Here is a 23093-nt window from a genome sequence, read left to right as displayed (position 1 = left end):
TCTGGTTTTTTAATAGGTATTCAACTAATCAAGTGCTTTAGTTGTGACTGACAAGTTGTGACTGACATCAGGGGTGTCTTGGGTCTTATTGACTATCAAATCTCGGAGCCACTTATGGCTCGGCTCTGAATCGAAGTATTTATGCCACAGCAAGAACAAGCCTCCTGGCACCAAATCAACCGGAACGGGCTTCATCACCAACTCTCCGCTATCAATGTAATCGCGTACCGAGTTGTATGGGTAACACATCAACAGATCACTCTGCTTACACAATTTAATCGCGCTGGTGATGTCTGACACGTTAGCGGCTTTGTTGATTTCCAATTGCTTGGAATTTAGCACTTCCATTAGAAGCCAATCACCTGCTCCGCCCGTCACCAACTGTATGTGTCGATACTTCAAGAAGGTGTCGAGGTTCCACTCTTCTTGCAAGGCTGGGTGGTCATTTCGCATCAAACACACCGAGTAGTCCAAGCACAGTTCCACATAATCCAGCTCGTCAGGAATACACTGGACGTGGGTAGAAGCGCGCTCATCCAGCTCAAAGATACCGATACCGAAATCCACTTCACGTTTCAGTAAGCGCTTGAAGCTATCACTGCTCCACGTTGAACTGTTGATGGTGATGTGAGGCGCATCAGCAAGTGCCGTAGGCATAAAATGCGGATAAATCGCCGTGTACGCGGTTTCGACAAGGTCTATAGTGAAGGTACGCTCACTGTCTTTAGGGTCGAAAACTTCGGGAACGGTCAGCTTTTCGATTTGCAGTAGGATTTGATGGATCTTAGGCGCTAACGCGAGTGCTTTGGGTGTGGGGAATAGCCCTTTGGATTCTCGCTCAAATAGCGGGTCATCAAACAAAGCTCTCAGCTTAGTGAGCTGTTTACTTACCGCAGACTGGCTCAAAAAGAGTCGCTCTGCTGTTTTACTCACACTTCGCTCTTCAATAAGAACGTGTAGGCAAAGCAACAAATTCATATCGCATTTAAGTAAGCTTTTAACATCTACCATGATATTCCCTAAATTCAGGTTAATGATGATTAATTGTCACTTTAAATCATATCATTGTCTTGGTAAATTTAGCGCATGTGAGTTAAAACACTCAAAGAATAATAGAATTAAGGAATACTCATGGATTTTCTAGCACTACCAAAGATTGATTTACACTGCCACCTAGACGGAAGTGTTCGCCCAGATACGATTATTGACTTAGCAAAACAGTACAATATCGAACTACCTGAAGATCGCGACGCGGTTGTTCAATCTCTAACGGTGCCAGAAGATTGTAAAAACCTAGATGAGTACTTGGCTTGTTTCAGCCTGCCACTACAAGTGATGCAGACAGAAGAAGCGATTGAGCGTATCTCTTTCGAGCTTTACGAAGACGCTGCACTAGAAAACGTTAAGTACCTAGAAGTTCGCTTCGCACCAATCTTGCACGTAAATAAAGGTCTGTCTCTTGATACGATCATTGCAAGCGCAGTAAAAGGCATGAAGCGCGCTGAAGAGAAATACGACATCAAGGGCAACTACATCATGTCTGTGCTTCGTATGTTCCCTAAAGATTCTATTAAAGACGTAATCGATGCAGGTCAACCTTACCTAGGTAAAGGCGTGGTTGCGTTTGATATTGCTGGCGGTGAAAAACCAGGCTTCTGTGCTGAATTCCCTGAATACACGCAATACGCTCTTGAAAAAGGCTACCGCATTACCGTGCACGCTGGCGAGCAATGGCACGGTCAAAACGTTTACGATGCAGTGACAATGCTTGACGCTGAACGTATCGGCCACGGTGTTCACATCCAAGGCAACGAAGACGCGTACAACATCGTTAAAGAGAAGCAAGTTGCGCTTGAAACTTGCCCAACAAGTAACGTGCAAACTAAGTGTATTCACAAGTTCAGCGACCACCCAATTGCTGAATTCAAGAAAGACGGCATCGTTGTAACGATCAACACAGACAACCGCACTGTGTCGAACACAACCATGACCAGCGAAGTGAAGCGTGTGTGTGAAACATTCGGCCTAACACAAGAAGACTACGCAGAGATCTACAAATACTCTGTAGAGAGCGCTTTTGCTTCAGACGAAGTGAAGCAGCACCTAATGGGTTTCGTTGAGCAAATCTAATTTATGCAATCTTGATTGCTAAGTAGAAAAACAGGAAGAGAAAGGCTGAGGCTTTTCTCTTTTTTTATGCCCGAAAATCGCTAATCTTGCAGTATTCGTCATTTATACCAATCACAGTAAGTAAGTGATCATAAATAGCGCAGGAAAAAGGCTTAAGAACAAGGCAGAAATTTTCGATAAGTAGTTATTCTACAATCAAAATTTCTAACGCAGTTATTGAGCGTTTTAACCAGCTAGGATGATCAGTTATTTACTACGATTGGTATTAAACCGAGACTCTCGGAAAGTGGGAAAGCATGAGTAATAAAAACGATAAAACTGAACTAGAGAAGATGCTATCTGGGCAAGTGTATGATGGTGCAGACCAAGAAATTGATACTATGCGTTCCAATGCCAGAAAGTCGCTAATGGCTTTCAACAACCACCAAGACCCAGACCAGCAACACACATTGCAAGAGCAGCTATTTGGTAAGGTTGGTAGCAGCAGCTTAATCCAGCCCCCTTTTCATTGTGAGTTTGGCAAAACCATCGAGATTGGCGACGATACCTTCATTAATATGAACGTAGTAATGCTAGATGGTGCGAACATCAAGATCGGTAACAATGTTTTAATTGGACCAAGTGCGCAATTCTATACGCCATCACACTCCCTTGATTATCGTAGCCGCCGTAAATGGGAAACCTTCTGTTTACCAATAACAATCGAAGATGATGTGTGGGTTGGCGGTAACTCAGTGATCAACCAAGGCGTGACAATTGGGGCTCGTTCAGTGATTGCAGCGAACTCTGTGGTCAACAACGATGTACCGCCAGACTGCTTATACGGTGGTACACCAGCCAAGTTGATTCGACACCTGAATACTGAACAATAAAGCTAAATAGAAGAATAGAGCCCACCCGTAGAATAAAGCTACTTAGAACAACGAATACAAAAAGAGGCGATGTTCACATGAAACATCACCTCTTTTTAACCGATTCATTTTCGCTTTTATCAATATTTTCTATCCGTCATTTTCTACTTAGCTTTTCTACCTAGACTATCCGCATAGAGAAACCTGACTAAATATAGATAATTTGAGCACTTCGCTACATGATCACGTCAATTCGACGCCAAAAGCACGTAGTGCGTTCTCGCATTGCACAGCATCACTAAACTGGATACCGGCCATACCTACAGCCTTTGCCCCTTCAACGTTGTAAGGCATATCATCAATGAAGACAGTTTCTGAAGCTTCAAGACCATTATTAGACAGCAGCGCTTGGTAAATTTCAGGTTGAGGCTTGAGCATACCCAACTCTGCCGATACCGTTGCTCCATCAAACAATGACCAAAACTCGTAGGTGGCTTTTAGATACTCAACAATCTCAACCACGTTATCGGTTAACGCATACACAGCATAACCTGCTCGCTTTACTTGCTTGATGAGGTCAACAGAACCGTACAGCAAGATCTGCGTTTGCTTTACGTAGTAGAACAGGCGATCGCACTCTAATGAAGATAAATCTAACTCTTGTTGGTAGCGAAGTTTGGCCTCACTTTCGGTCAAGAATCCTTTGTTCAAATCCAACCAAATCGAACTTTGGAAAATTGAACGCGCTTGGGTTTCCAGATCATCAAGTTCCCCGAAAGTCAGGCGAGTAATTTCTAGCGGTGACCAACGTACAATCACATTGCCGACGTCAAATACCACATTTTTATTTGATGAGTACTCATACCTTGCTCCTGAATTATTCGCGTGAAATAACAACAACACCGACATTAAATGCCGCACCTTAAAGTTCATAACCTTGTTTTACAAAATAAGGACTGAAATCACAATATGTCATCGAGCAGGTACGAAAAAGGCCATCATAAAAATGGCCTTTACACAGAATTTTTTGCAGTCTCAACCCTACAGATCAAACGTTCAGTTAGTCGATGGGATAGGCTCACCGCTCTAGATTTAAGCAGCACTCACTGATGATGTGACCTTTTGCTTTTGTTCAAAAAACTCTTCATGTAATGCACAAATGGCCTCTTGATACTTATCGTCGCTCACAACAAATTGTACATTCACGTTTCTCATCGACGAATGTAACGCAATAGGTGTAACACTATTGTTCATCAAAGCTAATACACCATTTGCTAGCGTTTTATTGGTGTCAATTTGAGAGCCGATCGCCGAAATGATAGCGACCATGCGTCCCGAAATAGAGGCTTTCGGATATCGCTTCTCTGCCTTATAAAACACCTTATTTAAACTTTCTGAACTACCACCTAGATAATACGTAATAGAGTTAGCATTCATCTCTTTTCCGATAAGGTTAACTCTCGCATCCGCGATAATTTCCATTAGTTCATAACTGACGTTATCAGCCTTACCGACCATCCCCTGATCAAATACATGCAATGCATATACTTTCTGCTTTCCGGCAATAATCTCTATCTGATTGGTGTCTGGGCGGTAATCTGAAGAAATCAGTGTACCTTCATGCTCTGGCTCAAAAGTGTTCTTTATTTGTAGTTCGATTCCACTCTCGCGCAACCCTGCTGCGGCATTAGAATGAATAGCTTCCATACCAAGGTTTGCTAACTGATCGGCAACATCATAATTAGTCGCTCCAATTGGTTTAACTGAGCTAACCCCAACGACTTTTGGATCGGCCGAACTAAAGTGATACTCCTTATGAATAATAGCCAGTGATGCCTTGGTCATAGTCGCGATACGGCTAAACGTCATCTCACTGTAACCACGATCATAAGTATGCATCAAACCTTCTTTACAATAGGCATAACCCGTCACTATAGGTAGCTCTTCAGCCACATTTATGTCTGAAAAAGCGTCTCTGATGGTATCGTCCAAACTCTGAGGAGTCTTGTTATCCCAACCAGAAAGGTCAACAAAGGTTGAATTAATACCAATATTTTTCAATTTAAGAGCCGTATTGTACGCACTATGTGACTCGCCAATTGAAGAGAGAAACTCGCGGATCTGAGGCAAGTAATGCCTCAATGAAAACTGACCGTATTGACACGTTTCAAGGATATTTGTAATACAGTTCTTCGCTTCTGAAATACGCGACCGGATGAACTTATCAGCACGCGCACGATTCATAGGATCTGCAAAAATATGCTCGTTGATCAACAACATACGGCTTTCAATGTAAGATAACGCTTCTTCCCAAGAATCATCACGCATTGCGATCAATTGATAAACACCTGGCTTGCCTGTTTTTTTGCACTCCAAAAGTGCATCTGTCATCCCGCTATAAGCTGACACAACAAAAATTCGATTGTACGGATTTTTCGGGCGGAGAATAATATTGTCGAGCACAGCATCAAATGCTGTCATGGATGTACCGCCGATTTTTTCTACGGTAAATGTCATAAAAGACCTTAGTTATAGAGAAGCAATAAAGACTAGATAAATTGAAATTGGGGTGAGATTTCACCCCAGAAAAAATCGGTTAATCAACCAGAGGATAAACGCCGTTTTCATCGTGAACTTCAGCGCCAGTAATTGGCGGATTGAATACACACGCCATAACCATTTCTTTGTTTTTATACGCACGTAAATAGTGTTCATCGTGCTTATCAAGGATATAAAGCGTCCCAGGTTTAATGGGATAAGTATCCCCCCCAACCACTTCAATTTCGCCTTCACCACTCATGCAATATACTGATTCTAAATGGTTTTGGTAATGAATATGTGTTTCCGTCGCTTCATAAATTGTCGTGATATGAAATGAAAAACCCATGTTGTCATCTTTCAACAACATGCGAGTACTTTCCCAATTATCCGAAACAATACGTCTTTCGCTATTGCGACATTCATCAAGTGTTCTAACAATCATTTTACTGTCCCTATTACGATACTTTCTTGAAATACTTAGTTGCTACAATTTCTACTGAATCTTCGAAGATGGTTAAACCTTGCATCAGTTCCGATTCAGATATCGTCAGTGGGCAAAAGAACTTCACTATTTCATCGTTAGGGCCAGCTGTTTCAATGACCATACCGTTTTCAAAACACGTTTTGGCAATTTCGTCAGCCGTGTTTCCATCTTTACATTCAATGCCAATCATCATTCCACGTCCCTTGCGTTGAACGAATAGCTCTGGGAAACGCTTGATATTGCGTTGAATGACATCATCGACCATGCTTGAGCTACGTTGAATATGATTTTCAAAATCATCATTTGACCAATACATTTCTAACGCTTTCGTAGCGGTAACGAACGCATGGTTATTACCACGGAAGGTGCCGTTGTGTTCTCCCGGCTGCCATTTGTCTAATTCAGGCTTTAATAAAACGACGGCCATCGGTAAGCCATAACCACTTATCGACTTAGACAGCGTGACTATATCTGGCTTGATACCTGATGGTTCAAAGCTAAAGAACGTACCCGTTCGACCACAACCCGCTTGGATATCATCGACAATGAGTAAGATATCGTGGGCTTTACAAATTTTACTCAAGCGCTGTAGCCACTCATTTGAAGCGACATTCAATCCACCTTCACCTTGAACCGTTTCCAATAAGACGGCTGCTGGCTTATCCATACCGGCAGAATTATCAGCTAACATCGTTTCGAACAATTTTAATCCATCAATGCCAGCGTAACCCTCAAATGGCAAACGCGTAACGTTGTTAAGATTTGAACCCGCGCCTTGTCTATGATGCTGGTTACCCGTAGCAGCCAGTGCACCTGCAGTACAACCATGAAAACCATTGGTAAACGCTACAATGCTGCTTCGGCCTTTCACTTTTTTAGCCAATTTAATCGCGGCTTCAACGGCATTAGTTCCTGTTGGGCCTGTAAATTGAACTTTATAATTGAGATCTCTTGGTTCTAGAATCAAGCGAGTAAGCGCTTCTAAAAATTCAGCTTTGGCTTCTGAATGCATATCTAAACCGTGCGTAATCCCATCCATTTCAATGTAATCAAGCAAGGCTTGCTTAAGTATTGGATTGTTGTGACCGTAATTGAGAGATCCTGCTCCAGCAAGAAAATCGATGTAACGATCACCTTGTTTCGTTTCAAGCCAGCAACCTTTTGATTTACTAAAAGTAACTGGAAAACTATTCGAGTATGAACGTACGTTAGATTCCTGCTTTTTAAAAATATCCATGATAATGCCGTTATTTAATTCCTATAAGTGTTTGATTATTTAAGGAGGATTCGATAGAGGTATTCGGTATCGTGCTGCCCGTTAAAGTGAAGATTTTCATCTAAGAAAGTAGTCACTTTCCCGGTGTTACCGTTTTTTTCGTCCAGCTTTTTGAACAATGCCCAAGACGCTTGGTTTGATTCAGTGATAGTCGTTTCTATCGCTTCAATGCTCTTTAGGCCCTCTCGTTTAAGTAAGGTGTTCAGCATCTTGTAGGCTAAAGCATTGCCTCTAAACTTAGGCGCCACCGCCACTTGCCAAATAAAGAGAACATTGGGCTCACTGGGTTTTTGGTAACTAGAAATAAAGCCAGCAAGGTCACCTTCGTGCTCCACTAAAATACAAGTTTTACTAAAGTGAGTAGACTGCAAGAAATTGCAATATGAAGAGTTAGTATCTAATGGGGGGCACTCTGAAATTAATTGATAAATGTTGTTGCCATCCGAAACTTCTGGCTCACGAAAATTCCATTTTTCAATCATCTTTTCTACAACCTCTGGATACAATATCCAAGGCGCTGACGTAATCATACCGAGACATTTCCTTTGAACTCTAATTAAATTCCTTTTAATTATGAGCATTTCCCATACACAAAGATCAACACATTAGCGCTAAAAATCAAATTTTAGCGACACAGATCACACTTACGTAAGTATTATATGTATTAGATAATACTTTGAGTTCTAATGTATTTATTGGGTCGGTATAAATTTGAGAGTCTTGAAGGAAATAGACGAAAGGAAATCGTTAGTGCAATTCATAAAATACAGCGTTCAAGTGCCTGAGTAGGAAGGATAGGAATCAGCAAAAATATCGACGACTCCAATACTGAATAAGGTAAACAGTGACGCTCTAAAAAGAGATGGCTTAGGCTCTAATATTGAAACGCAGATACCTAAAACAAAAAAACCTAGCGTGAGATAGCTAGGTTTTTCAAGTAAACATAAATTGGCAATCAATCAAAAGAAACAAATTCGAATCACTGAGTTAATCGCGAATTACTTCAGGGGATCATTATCAGGCAGAGCCTTGTGGATCCATAGTGCTAAACGCTTCTTAATATTCGCGCCATCAAGCTTACTTTCAGGTAAAGGCGTGATCTGATTAACTCCAACGAGAAACAAGTACACAGCCTTAACTTTTATAGGTTGAGATGAGTGTGGCAAATCAAAGCCTTGTAACTTTGCCATTTTAGAACCGACTTCCAGAGCTTTCTTTAGCAATTTATCTTCATTAATGATCTTCGCGGTTTTCGACATATCATCTCCATCATCTTAATCGAATGAACACTGAGTATATCAAACCGAAAGACTCACAAGATTACTTCGCTCTCAGTTTGAGGAGTCGCTTTGATAAATTGCAGGTTACGGACTCCAAATACGGAAAGCCCAAAGTTATTAGCTTTGAGCTTTTCTTCTAACTGCTGTGGTTGATTACACCGAGTGATACGACAACCGAGTTTTACAGCGTGATATGCAGAATTGGAAAATCAATCAGGCATCACAACAATACCCATGGTTTCAAGCAACTGCTCTTGTTGCCAAGCAACAATCTTAATCCCTGTCGTATCCACTTTGCGAGGGTCTAACCCTTCTAATTCCGCATGACACAAGTTAGCCCCTTGCATACTGAATTGCCCCCATACATCTTCGGAGAACACGCCTCGGCTGAGATCAGACTCTTTCAGTGACGCACCGCCAAGGTAAGTCCCTATCCAGCGGTTTTCAAACAACTCACACTTTTCCAAGCAGGCCTGCTCCAAGTTGGCGTATGACAGGTTACAGCCCGTAATATACGCAGAGCAAAAGTACATCCTATTGCTTACTTGATTGGCAAAGTTAGCACGAGTAAAATTCGCTCCTTTTAAATCGCATTCACGCAGCTCAATCCCATAGCAATTCGCATTACTAAAGTTCGCCATCGCCAACTGGCAATTCTGGAAACTTGCGTCTCGTAAATCGGCAATATCAAAGTGGCATCCCTCAATGTCGCCTTGTTCAATAAACTTACAGTTAATAAACGTTGCATCACGTAAGTTCGAACGTCTGAAATCACAACGGATAAACGTACAGGCCGTAAATGTAAGCTCTGATAGATCTTGCTGAGCAAAACTGTGCTGATGATAAGTGCTGTTATTGGTGTCCATTTAACCCCCTAAAGAAATCAAGCTAAGACTACCATTGTGATCTTAAGAAAACATCAAATTAAAAACCAACAAAAACAGCAACTTAAAACACCCTAATTTGGCTATTTTAAGGCACCAAACGAGCCATTTAAGGTTGTTATTTTCGTTTTATGGCATGCGCTTATCTTGAAAAAAGTTTTGTCGCTTAGAAGTGGGGGGAGATTAGACACAACGAGAAGATCATCATATGTCAGCATAAACTTGATGCCATAGCCTATATAGATACCTTCGCTTGATACTTAGTCTTTCGAAAACCTTAGCTTATGTCGATAGGCTAAAACTAAAAGATGATTTTTATTAGTAAAGTCAGACAAATTGGGAGGCCAAGATCAAAAAATGGCCGCTTGATGCGACCATTTTATAACTCTTTAAACTTTTTCTTAGCTAGACAATTTAAAACTACGTTAGCTCTTGACTACGTTTGCAATGCCTTCAAGCTGTAGAACTGGGGCTGCGTCGATGTCTTCGGCGTTCATCATTGCAGACACACGTTGCATCGAAGAAAGCAGTAGGCTTTGTTCCCATGCTTCTAAATTTTGGAATTTTTTAACAAAGTTATCTTGTAGCGGTGGTGGCGCATTGTTAAGTAGCTCTTGACCTTTTTCAGTCAGATTTGCGTGTACTTTGCGGCGATCTGACGAGCTGCGAACACGTTGTACGTAGCCATTCAATTCCAAGCGATCGATGATCGTCGTTGTCGTCGCTTGACTCACATTAGTTTGATTAGACAATTCTTTGATCGTCACATTACCCATCTCTTGGATTGCGCGCATTAAAATCAATTGAGGGCCCGTCAAACCATACTCTTTACTCAGCTTTTTCGAGTGTAAATCGATAGCGCGAATAATTTGGCGAATAGCGACCAAGATTTCGTCATGTTTATCCAAGATGCAGACCTTTGTACTAATATACTGTGAGTGACTTTACAGTGCCGTGGCGATGAGATTTCCAAACTGAACAGCTTAGGATCGCTCGAATTACACTGTAAATTGATAATTTACTTCATTGATTTTTCCGCATTGTACTGATGTTAATACTATTCTCAATCTTTTCTATACCACTAAACTTGCGTGGTACGGCACTTTTGCCTAATGAAGGGGGAATCAAAGCTTCAATGAAGACAAAAATAATGAGTCAGAGAATACAAACTCAAAGAATAATATATTTTAATAATCATAGAGGTAGAGAGATTTAACCCTCTCCACCCAATAAAAAACCAGCCTCAATAGCTAAGCTTAAAAACGAAATTTTACGCAGCGGTATTCATCTGAAAGTTACCAGTAAGCGCATTATAAAATTCACTGTTATCCAAAATACCGACCAATTGATTGTTTTCAACCAACAGAATTGGGTGGTTACTGATCTGCTTAAGCTTAATCGCATCGCGCATTCCAATCTCTGGACTTGCCACTACAACACTCAACGCGCTGATTGCCGTTAAATCGTCGGATTCGTTCCACTCAACAAGCGCTAAAGTCGATTCACCTTTTACAGACAAAGTACCTTCACTCTGCTCAATCCATAAGTCTTTAGAGTCACAGATCTTCCAACTTTCATCTTCTTGTTTCAAAGAATCCAGTGGCTGCATCAACGAGCGACCTTTCAATACGTTCAACGGGTTAGTGTGTGCGACAAAATCTTTCACGTATTCCGTTTTTGGTGTGAGTACGATCTCTTCAGGTTTGCCATGTTGAATCAACTTGCCTGACTCCATGATCGCAATGTTATTACCAATCTTCAGCGCTTCGTCTAAATCATGACTCACGAACAGAATCGTTTTGTTAAGCTTGTTTTGCAATAGAATTAGCTCATCTTGCAACTGCGCACGAATCAGCGGATCAAGCGCTGAAAACGGTTCATCCATAAGAAGAATATCGGTATCCATCGCAAAAGCACGCGCTAGGCCAACACGTTGCTGCATACCGCCAGAAAGCTCATGCGGATACTTGGTTTCCCACTCTGCCAAACCCACCATTTCAAGTTGTTCACGCGCTTTAGCACGACGAACATCTTTGGCGACACCTTGCATTTCAAGGCCAAACGCGACGTTATCTGACACGTTTAACCAAGGCATTAGGGCAAACTTTTGGAACACCATAGAAACGCGGTGAGTACGAAGGTGACGCAAGGTCGCTTCGTCGCACTGTTCACCTAAATCAACCAGCTTGTCTCCATCTTTGATCGCCAATGAGCCACGGCTGATCTCATTCAAGCCGTTAACTGCGCGAAGCAAAGATGATTTACCAGAACCAGACAAACCCATCAATACACAAATCTCGCCTTCTTCAACGGTCAGCGACACATTATCTACGCCAACCACTTGGCCGGTTTCATCAATGATCTCTTGGCGAGTTTTACCTTGGTCGAGTAGCTCGAGCGCTTGCTTCGACTTATCACCAAAAACAACATCAAGGTTTTTAATGGTAATCGCGTCCATTGTCTTTTTTTCCTGAGAGCTAGACATGATTAAGCCTCCTTCTGATTGGGTGTTTTGCACAAGCGATCAAGAATGATAGCGACTAATACAATCGCCAGCCCGGCTTCAAAACCTTGTGAGATGTTCACTGTGTTCAATGCGCGAACAACAGGTTTACCAAGTCCGTCAGCACCGACAAGAGCGGCGATAACCACCATCGAAAGCGACAACATAATACATTGGGTGACACCCGCCATAATGCTTGGTAAAGCAGCTGGTAATTCGACCTTCATCAGCAGTTTCATGCGGCTCGCACCAAACGCTTTACCCGCTTCAATCAACTCTTCAGGCACTTTGGTGACGCCTAAATAGGTCAAACGAATTGGCGCGGCAATGGCGAATATAATGGTCGAGATTAAGCCAGGAACGATGCCCAAGCCGAATAAAACCAAAGTCGGAATCAGATACACAAACGTTGGAACCGTCTGCATTAAATCAAGAATGGGTCTAAGCACCGTATACAACCAAGGGCGATGCGCGGCCATAATGCCAACTGGAACGCCAATTAATACGGAAATCGTTGTCGCTGCAAACACGAGGACAAAGGTTTCCAGCATTTCTTGCCAGTAGCCAAGGTTTAAAATAGTCAGCAAAGCTGCAACCACGAAAATCACAAGCGAGGGTTTACGGTGTAAATACCATGCAATCGCCGCGGTCATCACGATTGGTAAAGCCGGTGGCATCCACTTAAATACATCGACTAAAAACATAATGACGGTTTCTAGAAAAATCGAAATAGCGTCAAAGAATCCTGCTGCATTGATTGTTAGCCAATCAACACCTGCTTCCATCCATTGACCAACAGGGATTTTGTTTTCCGTAATAAAATTCACAATATTGCCTTTTATTATGGGTGGGCTACTTCAAACCAATCGATAAATTGGTCAGCCCACCTTTTTATTTATAGAGCTTTGATAAATAGATCGATAGGTAGGTAGGTAAAACTAAGCTTTAACTTGTTTTAGGTATTCAGTAACCGCTCGAGTCGCTGATTCACCTTTATGCGTTTTTACGTTGTCCAACCAAGCTTCAACTTGTTGAGGGTTATTGTTCAACCATTGTTGAGCCGCTTTCTCTGGCTTCACTTTTTGGTTAAGAATCTCTTCCATCAACTGGTTTTCCATCTCAAGAGTGAATTCTAGGTTTTGTAGAAGTTGACCGACGTTTGCACACTCAGACAGGTAGTTTGAACGAACGTTGGTGTAAACATTCGCGCCGCCGTAGTTAGGGCCGAAGAAGTCGTCACCACCTGATAGATATTCCATCTCAACATTGCTGTTCATTGGGTGCGGAGCCCAACCAAGGTAAACAATCCACTGGCTACGACGAGCAGCGCGAGATACTTGCGATACCATGCCCGCTTCACTTGATTCAACTAAGCTGAAATCTTTTAGACCAAATGCGTCAGAGTCGATCATCGACTGGATTAGGCGGTTACCATCGTTCCCAGGTTCAATGCCGTAAATGCGGTCTTTAAATTTGTCGGCATGTGTTGCTAGGTCTGCGAAACTTTTCACACCTGCGTCGTATACATACTTAGGTACAGCGAGCGTGTATTTCGCACCTTCAAGGTTGGCACGAACGGTTTCAACGGTGCCCGCTTCACGATATTTAGCAATATCGCCTTCCATGGTTGGCATCCAGTTACCTAGGAATACATCAATGTCGCCATTGGCCATAGAAGAGTAAGTTACGGGTACTGAAAGCAGGTCTGTTTTGGTTTTGTAGCCAAGGCCTTTCAGTAGCTCAGAAGTGACTGCCGTTGTTGCGGTGATGTCTGTCCAACCGACATCAGCAAAGCGCACGTTTTCACATTGCTGTGGCTCAACAGAAGCGTTCGCCGCAAATGCAAATGAGCTGATAGCGAGTGTTGTTAACGTTTTTGTCGCCACGTTCTGAATATTTAGAGTCGTCATAATGGTTCCTTTTGATCTTTCCTTTTGCTGCTCGATATCAACACCGATAGAGAGCAGTTCTTCTGACTTTTAACTAATTAGTTTTGTTATTTTTTGCTTGTTACTTGTTGTTCTAATTCTTTGCTGCTTTTGCTATTTTTTAGCCAATAACAGACGCTTACGCTTCTCTTACTGGCTTATTGATTCTTTGGGTTTCTTCCCATTCCGGTGCTATCCATACCGGAACGTTTTGCTCTTTTAAAACGGGCTTGCCCAGAATCAGATCCGAGGCACGCTCAGCAACCATAATGGTCGGTGCGTTCAAATTACCGTTTGGAATAACAGGAAAAACAGAGGAGTCGACCACGCGCAGATTATCAATACCGCGAACACGACACTCTTCATCAAGTACCGCCATTGGGTCATCATCAGCGCCCATTTTGCAGCCACAAGAAGGGTGATAAGCACTTTCAACGTTCTGCTTAACCCATTCGTCTATCGCTTCATCAGAAGTTACGCTCAAACCTGGCTGAATCTCTTCACCACGGTAAACATCCATCGCCGGTTGCGACAAAATCTCACGCGTCAGACGAATACAATCGCGCCAATCTTGGCGGTCTTGTTCAGTCGAGATGTAGTTGAAAATGATCTCTGGCTTGGCATGCGGGTCAGCAGAAGTGATCGCTACCGTACCGCGACTTTCTGGTTTATTAGGCCCAACGTGAACTTGGAAGCCGTGTCCATCAAAGGCCGCTTGTCCGTCGTAACGCATCGCTGCTGGTAGGAAGTGGTATTGAATATTTGGCCACTTCAAGCCTTTGCGAGAACGAATGAACGCGCACGATTCAAAGTGATTAGTGGCCCCCAAACCTTTGCGAGTCAGAATCCATTCTGCGCCAATCATGCCTTTGTTTACTAAACCAAGCTTGCTGTTGAGCGTGATGGGTTCGTTACAGTGATATTGGAAGTACACTTCCAAGTGGTCTTGTAGGTTTTCACCGACGCCACTGAGTTCGTGTTTAAGCTCAACACCCGCCTTCTCAAGTACCGCTTTCGGGCCGATACCAGAAAGTTGCAGCAGTTGAACCGAGCCAATAGATCCCGCAGAAGAGATCACTTCTTTGTTCGCTACAGCCACTTGGGTATTGCCTGACTTTTCAAACTCGACACCAACCGCTTTCAAGCCTGATTGACCTTCTGATGACTGGTCTTTTGCGACGAGTGCTTCAAGTAAGAAACGACGTGCCACGATGCCTTTTTTCAAGGTAAGGTTTGAACGCTTCAATGCACGACGTAGATAAGCGTTAGAGGTTGAGGCTCTAACACCCTTGTCTACCGTCATGTGCATGGTGCCGAAGCCTTCTTGCTGGTAGCCGTTGTAATCTTGTGTTTCTGGGTAACCTGCGTCTTTACCTGCATCAATGAATGCTTGGTAAAGGGGGTTAAGCGCCATATCGTTACCGTTACAAGTGCCGACGGGGCCACTGTCGCCACGATATTCGTCACCACCTTTATTCCATGATTCAGCACGGCGGAAGTAAGGCAAGCAAGCTTGGTAATTCCAACCGGCTGCGCCCTCTTCTTCCCATTGGTCAAAATCACAAGCGTGACCACGAACGTAAACCATGCCATTGATCGATGAGCTGCCACCCAACACCTTGCCACGTGGGCAATGCAGTTCACGTCCATCAAGGCCCGGTTCTTGTTGAGTTTCGAATTGCCAAGCGTACTTTTCAGTATTCATCGGGTAAGAAAGCGCAGTAGGCATTTGGATAAAAATACTCTTATCCGTACCACCCGCTTCCAATAATAAAACGCTATGTTCACCGCTTTCCGTTAGCCTATCCGCTAACACACAGCCGGCCGAACCCGCGCCGACGATAATATAATCGTAGCGTTGTTCCATGTTTTGATTTCCCTGAGATGAGTCAGTAGGGTTAGTTCTGTTAAGCTAACCCATAAAATTGAGTGTTACGCGTTAGGCATAAGGGCTGGCGTAGTCGCCAAGTTCAATAAGAATGCTCTTAGTCTGCGTATAGTGGAGTAGAGTTTCTGGCCCGTTTTCGCGGCCAACCCCTGAAAGTTTGTAGCCACCAACAGGCATTTCTGCAGGTGAGTCACCCCATGTATTAACCCAACAAATACCCGCCTGCATTTGATGAATAACACGGTGAGCACGAGAAAGGTTTTGCGTGAACACACCAGCCGCAAGACCATATTTGGTGTCATTAGCGCGACGAATCACATCGTCTTCATCAGTGAACTTCAACACCGACATAACAGGGCCGAAAATTTCTTGCTGAACGTGAGGCATGTCGTCATGGCAATCGGTGAATACCGTAGGAATAACAAAGTTGCCGTTTGCTAAGCCGTTGTCCGTCACTTGATAACCACCAGTCAGCAAGGTAGCGCCAGACTGTTTAGCCAGCTCAATTGCTTCAAGGACTTTTGAAAGGTGTTCTTTAGAAATCAACGCGCCGATCTGAGTCTCCATGTCCATTGGGTTACCAATGATCAGCTTCTCAGTACGTGTTTTAAGTTGGTCGATAAAGGCGTCGTAGATGTTTTCGTGTACATAAACACGAGTACCGTTAGTACACACTTCGCCTTGGGTGTAGAAATTAGCGACCATTGAAGCCGACACCGCATCGTCCAATTTCGCATCATCAAAGATGATCATTGGTGATTTACCGCCGAGCTCCATCGTTACAGACTTGAGTGTTTTAGCACTGTCTGACATTACCGCTTTGCCCGTACCGGTTTCTCCTGTGAAAGACACTTTAGCGATGTCAGGGTGAGCCGTTAGCATTTGACCCACTCGGTAGTCACCTTGAACTACGTTGAATACGCCATCAGGAAGGCCAGCTTCTGTGAAAATCTCAGCAAGTTTAATTGCCGTTAGCGGCGTTTCTTCCGAAGGCTTGAAGATCATCGCGTTACCCGCAGCAAGTGCTGGAGCCGATTTCCACATTGCGATTTGGATAGGGTAATTCCACGCGCCAATGCCCGCACAAATACCTAGCGGTTCGCGGCGTGTGTAGAAAAATTGAGTGTCACTAAGAGGTTGTTGATCACCTTGCAGCGTAGGTGCTAGCCCTGCGAAATACTCAATAACGTCGGCGCCAGAAGCCACATCGACTTCGATCGCTTCTTGTAACGGCTTGCCCGTGTCGACAACCTCAAGGTTCGCAAGGTCATTATTTCGAGCTCTAAGTATCTCTACCGCCTTTAAAAGAATGCGGCTGCGTTCTACGGCTGTCATTGCTGACCATACCGCAAATCCGCGCTTCGCCGATTCAATCGCATTTTCAACGTCAGCTGAAGAAGCTTGGCCAAGCGTTGCGATAGGTTCGCCGTTTGCAGGGTTAATGCTGACGAAAGTTTCGCCTGAGGTAGCGTCAACCGCTTTACCATCGATGTATAACGAGTTCATTTCCATTTGATCTTCTGACTTAATTATTGTTGTTAGACTCTATCGGTCTATGTATTTGTGAATGCATATCGTTGTTGAGAGCGAGCCTTTTGAGCTCACTCACTAGAATTTTTGATGACTCATTGATCGCGCTGACACGAGTAAAACGTAAGCTGCTTGTCTAAGTAGTCATTGATGATTGCACGAGCTTTGTCGGCGTTAATGCCTTCAGGATTGAGCGTCCCTCTCAGCCAGATGCCATCAATTAATGATGCGATGCCGTGTGCGATCAATTCCGCTTGATCAGGTTGAAAAATCGATTTTAATTCAATAAGTAAGTGAGAAATCAAACGCTTTTCATTCACGCGCTGAAGGCGCTTGAGTTGAGCGTCATGCATCGAATAAGACCAGAATGCGAGCCATGTTTTCGACACTTTATTTTCCGCTTGATAGCCTTCGAAATTACCGTTGATGATAGCGTTAATCCTTTGCTGGTGAGCATCAGCAGGGAGCGCTTTTAATTCTGTTGTTACGGTATTCGAAAGTTGGCGCAGTATTTCTCGCATGGTCTCTTCGAGCAGCCCATGCTTTCCACCAAAATAATGATTAATAATACCAGTGGAGACTCCCGCTTCTTTGCTGATCAACGCAATACTCGCGGCATGTAAACCCACTAGATCAATCACGGTCATCGTAGCTTGGACGAGCTGTGGTTTGCGTATATCAGGCATCCCTACCTTGGGCATTTCTTAGTCCTTTTATTTTTCATTGAACGTTCAGTTAAATATAAAATGACAGAAATTTAATTAGGGTTCAAATGATTATTTAAAACAAACTCGTAACAATACGCCATTCAAAATCAAATAAGTCATTTTAAAACAATGCATTAAATATCATTTAGACCACTAAATAAAATCATTAAAGATTTGAGGTGTGATGGTTACGGGTCAAAAGTTTTGCTTAGGAAGAGCAAAACATAAATCAGTAGGAATACGTGTAGACACTTTTTTGGGGGAAGTTGAAAGGTGGTATCAATGAGTCTTAATACTGAAATTTAAGACTAGGAAATCTGCACTCAACAAAGTAACGAATCAAGACATGAACAAAAAAGGCCGATAATGACAGAGCCATCACCAACCTTTACGAAGTCGTTATTGCTACTTTCTTTGACTACTCAATACTTGTAATGAAACCGTACTTATCTGAGTCTGCTTTGGTCATCCAGTGCTCACCAGCAGCAGGTGCAGAATCTAAAGTGAAGATATAGAAATCGATCCCTTTATCTCCCATCACCTTTTGAAAATAGGTCGCTTGTCTACGATGACCCACGTCGGTGTATGGGAATTCTTTGGCCGTTTTGGCCGTTTTATCCCCTTCAGCCCAACTATGCACACCCACCTGTTTATTCAGTTCAATGACCTTGGTAGTATCAGCGCGTTGCAATATGCGTGGGTTGCCAGCAGCAAATAGATCCGTACCACCCGAAAAAACCGAACCCGTTGGAGTCACAACCGTCGTCATCTTGTTGTTATTGATCATACGCCCGGTGTACATGTTGATTTCGTCATCAGCACTACCGCCAATATGGTTGGTGAACTTCAACGTCATCTCACTGCCTCGGTATAACTTCACGATATCAAAAAGCTGAGAATAGGTTGATGCGCCTAGAGTGGAAGTAATGCGTTCAACAGCGCCAGTCTCGTTAAGCACATCGCGGTAAAAAGCGTTGAAGGCAAACGATGTGGTAATGGTGACTTTATTACCATTTTTGGATTTACTTAGAATCGTCGAACCTAGGCTCGTTACGTATTGCGACAACTCGTTTTGGTATTCAAGCTTAACGGAGACTTTTTTATCCTTCGTCATTGCTTTTATTGACGTTGTATCATTTGAAGTAAAGCGTTGTGCTGCATCACAATCAAATAGATCCAAGCCCTTGCTCTCTGTATAAATACCACAACTATCAAACCCAGCTTCAGGAAAGTACAGATCAACACTTTGGCCTAAGCCATCCAAAAGCCTAATCACTTTTTGCTTATCACTAATGTCTTCAGCAAACTGAATTTTTTCATACAAAATACCATCGTAAGAGAGCTTCATAGCCTCTTCTTGGAGCTCTTGCCTCTCTTTATACAATTCACCAAGTTTAGCTGAAGAAAATACGTAGTCAGCCTTCGGTTCCTTTTGCGAAATGGTGGTTGATTGTCCCGTGTTTGAACTTGAATTACAGCCAGCCAAGAGAGCCAAAGGTAACGCTAGCCACGTATTTCGATAGTACTTCATACCGTTATTCCCCAAAATTTTGATTGGAGAAATTCTATTGGTTAACCATCAAATTATCTGTCGTAACTATGTAATGGAATGTATTTCATCTACATCCTCGCCCCCCTTCCTTGCTAAAAACACTCACTCCAGAGTGCAAACCAACTCATAAGACCAGTTACACGAGCTTACATTCAGCAACTCTAAAATTATATATAATGCTAACAAATCATCAACAAGCCACATGGAAAGCCACTTCAGTAGTGTCAGGCAATTAAAAATATCAATAAAGGTAGACAATGAAGCGTTCACTATCTTGGACCATTATTTATCCAATCATAGGAATAGCACTTGCTTGTATTTTACTATTCTCTTTAATATCGACCGTTATCCTTGAAGATTTCGTCCAAAAAGTGTCGGTTGAAAATGCAAAGAACTACGTGACTACATTTCATAGTATTCGTAACTATTACTCATCAAATGTCGTACAGAAAGTTGTTGATAGTAAAGAACTCGTGGCAACAGCCCAGCACCAATCCTTAGAGAACACTATTCCGGTTCCTGCTACCTTCTTAATCGAAATGCTTGATAAATCTGATAAAGATCTCACCATCACGACCTCGTTTACCAGCCCTTATCCTTTTAAAAACCGTCAAGGTAGGCTTTTTGACGAATTTCAACAACGGGCGTGGGTCGCGATTAACAAGAAACCAGATGAGTTCTACGTCGAGTTTGTACAAGAGCAAGACAGAACCCGAGTACGCGTCGCTCGGGCAGACCGCCTCAATGACCAAACTTGTGTAAACTGCCACAATAGCCACCCCGACTCGCCTAAACACGATTGGGAACTCAACGATGTACGAGGGATTCTCGAGGTAAATACAGTTGTAGATGAATGGCTAACATATGGAAAGATGATCAATCAATCTTTGATGTCTATTAGCATAATCAGCTTTATGACGGTGATGTTTATTAACTTTGCCATCGCTCGTCGAGTATCGACTCCGTTAAAAAACATCACTCGCTCTCTTAGTTTATTGGCACAAGGCAAAGAAGAAAGTGCGTCTTTACCACCAGCAAAATATTACGAGATAACGGAACTACAAAGTGCTTTTTCTAGCCTTTATGATAAAGAGCAGCAACGCAGAGCATTAACAAAAGAAATCGAAACACTGGCTTACTATGATTCGCTCACTAAGTTGCCGAACCGTCTTGGGTTTTTGCGATCGCTTGATGAGTTGCTCAATAAACACAAAGAAAAAAATGAACGCATCACCGTGTTAATCATTGATATTAAACGTTTTAGAGATATCAACAATACACTCGGCTATAAAGCCGGGGACACAATCTTGCTTCACCTAGCCAACCGCTTATCCGCATGCACAACCATGGTTGATTTTAATTTAGCTCGATTGGATGAAAATAAGTTCTGTATCGCAGTGCCTGCGAAAGAACACAATGGCGATCAAGGTTCGGATGCTTTTTTTGCTATGTTGATTGATGTGGTTTCAAATGAAATTATCATTGATGAGAACAAGATAAAACTAGTGGCTAACCTTGGTGCAACCTGCAGTTCAAATGGCGCACAAAGCAGTTCTGAAATGCTCATTCAAGCGAACATCGCTCTATATGTATCCAAGGAAAAAGGCGATGACATTACGGTTAAGCATCAACCTGAACTGTCAAATGCTGCGTTGCGACGTATAACGTTAATCAAAGAGATAAACAATGCGATTGAAAACAGAGAATTTATTCCTTATTACCAACCTCAATTTTGCTTAAAGACCAATCGTATCATTGGTGCCGAAGCGCTCATGCGTTGGAAAAAGCCAAATGGAGACCTCGTAAGGCCTGACCTTTTTATAGAACTGGCAGAGCAATCCCATTTAATCATTCCAATGGGGGCTCATATTTTCGAACAAGCTACCACTGATTGCCAACAGTGGCAGAATCATAAAGCGCTTGCTGGTGTAAAGGTTGCCGTTAATATTTCGAGCATTCAGTTTTCGGAACAGAACATTTTAGATCTGACGCAACTAACCTTAGAAAAAACTGGCCTTTCTCCGAGTTTACTGGAATTAGAAGTAACAGAAAGTGCCATGTTGGGTGATGTGTCGAAGGTCGTGGCTGTATTGAATGACTTAAAGAAGTTAAACATTGAAATAGCGTTAGATGATTTCGGTACTGGTTATTCATCTCTTAGCTATTTGAAGCTACTCCCTATCGATCGACTGAAAATAGATCGAGAGTTTGTAAAGGACTTACTTAACAACACCGATGACCAAGCTATCTTGAGCATGATTTGTAAGTTAGCAACCGAACTCTCACTCAATGTACTTGCTGAAGGCATTGAAGAAAAAGAACAACTTGAATTTTTAGGCCGCGCAGGGTGTCACGAAGTACAAGGCTTCTATTTCGCAAAACCAATGCCACTAGACGATTTTGTTCTGTTTGCCAAAAATCATAACTCGGAACACAGAAATACGCATGCTTAGATTTCAAACCGTAGGCCTTAATTTTTGACTTAAAATCCAATTAAGTTCCAACCAGCCATGAAACCTTTTTAAAAAGATGCTTCATGGCTGGCTCTTCTGTTATTAAACTAAAAACTCGACATTAGAGCTCTCATTTCCGGCCTTCTTCACCAACAGACTAAAACACCACCTCTAACCTACTGAAAAACGCAAGCAAAAATTACAAATCGGCATTGAACTAGCATGGAAAGTGTTTAATCATTCACGTCAGAAATTTCTTCGTGACGCATTTGTGATGAATATGCAACAGTAGGAGCTGCCAAAATTAAACGAGCTCACGTAATCTCAATAAATTAAACGCACAATAAGGCTGATAACGGAATGACAAAACCTAAAATGATCATCGTGGAAGACGATTTGAAACTTCAGAAAATGCTGCAAGACTACTTTGTCGCGCAAGATTTTGATGTCACCGTATTGGACGATGGCAGTGATGCCGCACAGACCATCCTCGCGGAACAACCTGATATTGTGTTGTTGGATTTAATGCTTCCTGTAACCGATGGACTGACAATTTGCCGACAGACTCGTACGCTCTTTAAGGGTAAAATTTTAATGCTCACCGCCAGCGATGATGATTTTGATCACGTTGCAGGTTTAGAGACAGGGGCTGATGACTATGTCACCAAGCCAATCAAACCAAGAGTTCTGCTGGCAAGGGTCCGCTCGCTATTACGCCGTCAAGAAACCAATACACCTCTGGTTGATGATTCAAGTAGCCTTCAGTTTGGTCAACTTATTCTGAAAAACACCTATAAAAAGTGCGAGCTTTCAGATGTGGTTTTATCACTGACAGACAGTGAATTTGATCTACTTTGGCTGTTAGCATCCAACCCTGATACTCCACTGTCACGTGATTATTTAACTCAAACGCTGCGTGGGATCGAGTACGACGGGATCGACCGAACGATTGACAACAAAGTGGTGCGTTTACGTAAGATACTTGGTGATGACAAAACACCAGCAGAAAAAATTCAGACCATTCGCGGGAAAGGCTACTTATTTGTTTCGACCGCCTGGCATTAACCGCGCTCAGTACGGGCGCAA

At 42.7% G+C, this 23093-nt stretch carries 20 protein-coding genes; 4 read left to right on the top strand and 16 right to left on the bottom strand.

The window, feature by feature from the left end:
• Positions 1-24: 24 nt before the first annotated feature.
• The gene (locus OCV30_RS17360; RefSeq protein WP_065679174.1) at positions 25-1011 is read right to left on the bottom strand and encodes a LysR substrate-binding domain-containing protein; all 987 of its coding nucleotides are present in this window, start codon (positions 1009-1011) and stop codon (positions 25-27) included.
• Between the two features lie 120 nt (positions 1012-1131).
• On the opposite strand from OCV30_RS17360, the gene add reads away from it, so the two are divergent.
• Positions 1132-2130 (top strand): adenosine deaminase, encoded by a 999-nt coding sequence (gene add / locus OCV30_RS17355; protein WP_065679173.1) that lies wholly within the window; start codon positions 1132-1134, stop codon positions 2128-2130.
• 296 nt (positions 2131-2426) lie between these two features.
• Positions 2427-3002, top strand: a complete 576-nt coding sequence (locus tag OCV30_RS17350) for a sugar O-acetyltransferase (RefSeq protein WP_065679172.1) — start codon at positions 2427-2429, stop codon at positions 3000-3002.
• 222 nt (positions 3003-3224) lie between these two features.
• On the opposite strand, the gene OCV30_RS17345 is transcribed toward OCV30_RS17350, so the two are convergent.
• The 15 genes from OCV30_RS17345 to OCV30_RS17275 form a co-directional block, all read right to left on the bottom strand.
• Positions 3225-3890 carry an HAD family hydrolase gene (locus OCV30_RS17345; RefSeq protein WP_065679171.1) on the bottom strand — a complete coding sequence of 222 codons (666 nt, stop codon included), beginning with the start codon at positions 3888-3890 and terminating at the stop codon, positions 3225-3227.
• 183 nt (positions 3891-4073) lie between these two features.
• Positions 4074-5498 carry an aspartate kinase gene (locus OCV30_RS17340; RefSeq protein ID WP_065679170.1) on the bottom strand — a complete coding sequence of 475 codons (1425 nt, stop codon included), beginning with the start codon at positions 5496-5498 and terminating at the stop codon, positions 4074-4076.
• A gap of 79 nt (positions 5499-5577) precedes the next feature.
• The gene (locus tag OCV30_RS17335; RefSeq protein WP_065679169.1) at positions 5578-5964 is read right to left on the bottom strand and encodes an ectoine synthase; all 387 of its coding nucleotides are present in this window, start codon (positions 5962-5964) and stop codon (positions 5578-5580) included.
• A 13-nt stretch (positions 5965-5977) separates the two neighbouring features.
• Positions 5978-7243, bottom strand: a complete 1266-nt coding sequence (ectB, locus tag OCV30_RS17330) for a diaminobutyrate--2-oxoglutarate transaminase (RefSeq protein WP_065679168.1) — start codon at positions 7241-7243, stop codon at positions 5978-5980.
• Positions 7244-7278: 35 nt separating this feature from the next.
• Positions 7279-7812, bottom strand: a complete 534-nt coding sequence (gene ectA, locus OCV30_RS17325; RefSeq protein ID WP_009845971.1) for a diaminobutyrate acetyltransferase — start codon at positions 7810-7812, stop codon at positions 7279-7281.
• A gap of 468 nt (positions 7813-8280) precedes the next feature.
• Positions 8281-8541 (bottom strand): DUF5062 family protein, encoded by a 261-nt coding sequence (locus OCV30_RS17320; protein WP_009845972.1) that lies wholly within the window; start codon positions 8539-8541, stop codon positions 8281-8283.
• A 230-nt stretch (positions 8542-8771) separates the two neighbouring features.
• Positions 8772-9428, bottom strand: coding sequence for a Qnr family pentapeptide repeat protein (locus tag OCV30_RS17315; RefSeq protein ID WP_012600074.1), 657 nt, complete (start codon positions 9426-9428; stop codon positions 8772-8774).
• Between the two features lie 443 nt (positions 9429-9871).
• Complete coding sequence (locus tag OCV30_RS17310; protein ID WP_009845974.1) at positions 9872-10354, bottom strand: MarR family winged helix-turn-helix transcriptional regulator; 483 nt, start codon at positions 10352-10354, stop codon at positions 9872-9874.
• Between the two features lie 362 nt (positions 10355-10716).
• Positions 10717-11931 carry a choline ABC transporter ATP-binding protein gene (gene choV, locus OCV30_RS17305; RefSeq protein ID WP_065679167.1) on the bottom strand — a complete coding sequence of 405 codons (1215 nt, stop codon included), beginning with the start codon at positions 11929-11931 and terminating at the stop codon, positions 10717-10719.
• 2 nt (positions 11932-11933) lie between these two features.
• Positions 11934-12776 carry a choline ABC transporter permease subunit gene (gene choW / locus OCV30_RS17300; protein ID WP_009845976.1) on the bottom strand — a complete coding sequence of 281 codons (843 nt, stop codon included), beginning with the start codon at positions 12774-12776 and terminating at the stop codon, positions 11934-11936.
• 111 nt (positions 12777-12887) lie between these two features.
• Positions 12888-13859 (bottom strand): choline ABC transporter substrate-binding protein, encoded by a 972-nt coding sequence (locus OCV30_RS17295; RefSeq protein ID WP_065679166.1) that lies wholly within the window; start codon positions 13857-13859, stop codon positions 12888-12890.
• Positions 13860-14016: 157 nt separating this feature from the next.
• Positions 14017-15744 (bottom strand): choline dehydrogenase, encoded by a 1728-nt coding sequence (gene betA / locus OCV30_RS17290; RefSeq protein WP_065679165.1) that lies wholly within the window; start codon positions 15742-15744, stop codon positions 14017-14019.
• A 72-nt stretch (positions 15745-15816) separates the two neighbouring features.
• A complete protein-coding gene (gene betB / locus OCV30_RS17285; protein WP_065679164.1) occupies positions 15817-17277 on the bottom strand; it encodes a betaine-aldehyde dehydrogenase in 1461 nt (486 codons plus the stop codon).
• 113 nt (positions 17278-17390) lie between these two features.
• Entirely contained in the window at positions 17391-17996 is a 606-nt protein-coding gene (gene betI, locus OCV30_RS17280; RefSeq protein WP_065679163.1) for a transcriptional regulator BetI, read from the bottom strand.
• A 424-nt stretch (positions 17997-18420) separates the two neighbouring features.
• On the bottom strand, positions 18421-19533 hold the full coding sequence (locus OCV30_RS17275) for an alpha/beta hydrolase (RefSeq protein WP_065679162.1): 1113 nt from the start codon (positions 19531-19533) through the stop codon (positions 18421-18423).
• A gap of 278 nt (positions 19534-19811) precedes the next feature.
• Between OCV30_RS17275 and OCV30_RS17270 the strand changes: the two genes are divergently transcribed.
• The gene (locus tag OCV30_RS17270; RefSeq protein ID WP_065679161.1) at positions 19812-22007 is read left to right on the top strand and encodes an EAL domain-containing protein; all 2196 of its coding nucleotides are present in this window, start codon (positions 19812-19814) and stop codon (positions 22005-22007) included.
• A 360-nt stretch (positions 22008-22367) separates the two neighbouring features.
• Positions 22368-23072 (top strand): response regulator, encoded by a 705-nt coding sequence (locus OCV30_RS17265; RefSeq protein ID WP_065679160.1) that lies wholly within the window; start codon positions 22368-22370, stop codon positions 23070-23072.
• Positions 23073-23093: the final 21 nt, after the last annotated feature.

Source organism: Vibrio atlanticus, assembly GCF_024347315.1.
Lineage (GTDB): Bacteria > Pseudomonadota > Gammaproteobacteria > Enterobacterales > Vibrionaceae > Vibrio > Vibrio atlanticus.
This window is presented reverse-complemented; position numbering and strand designations above follow the sequence as displayed.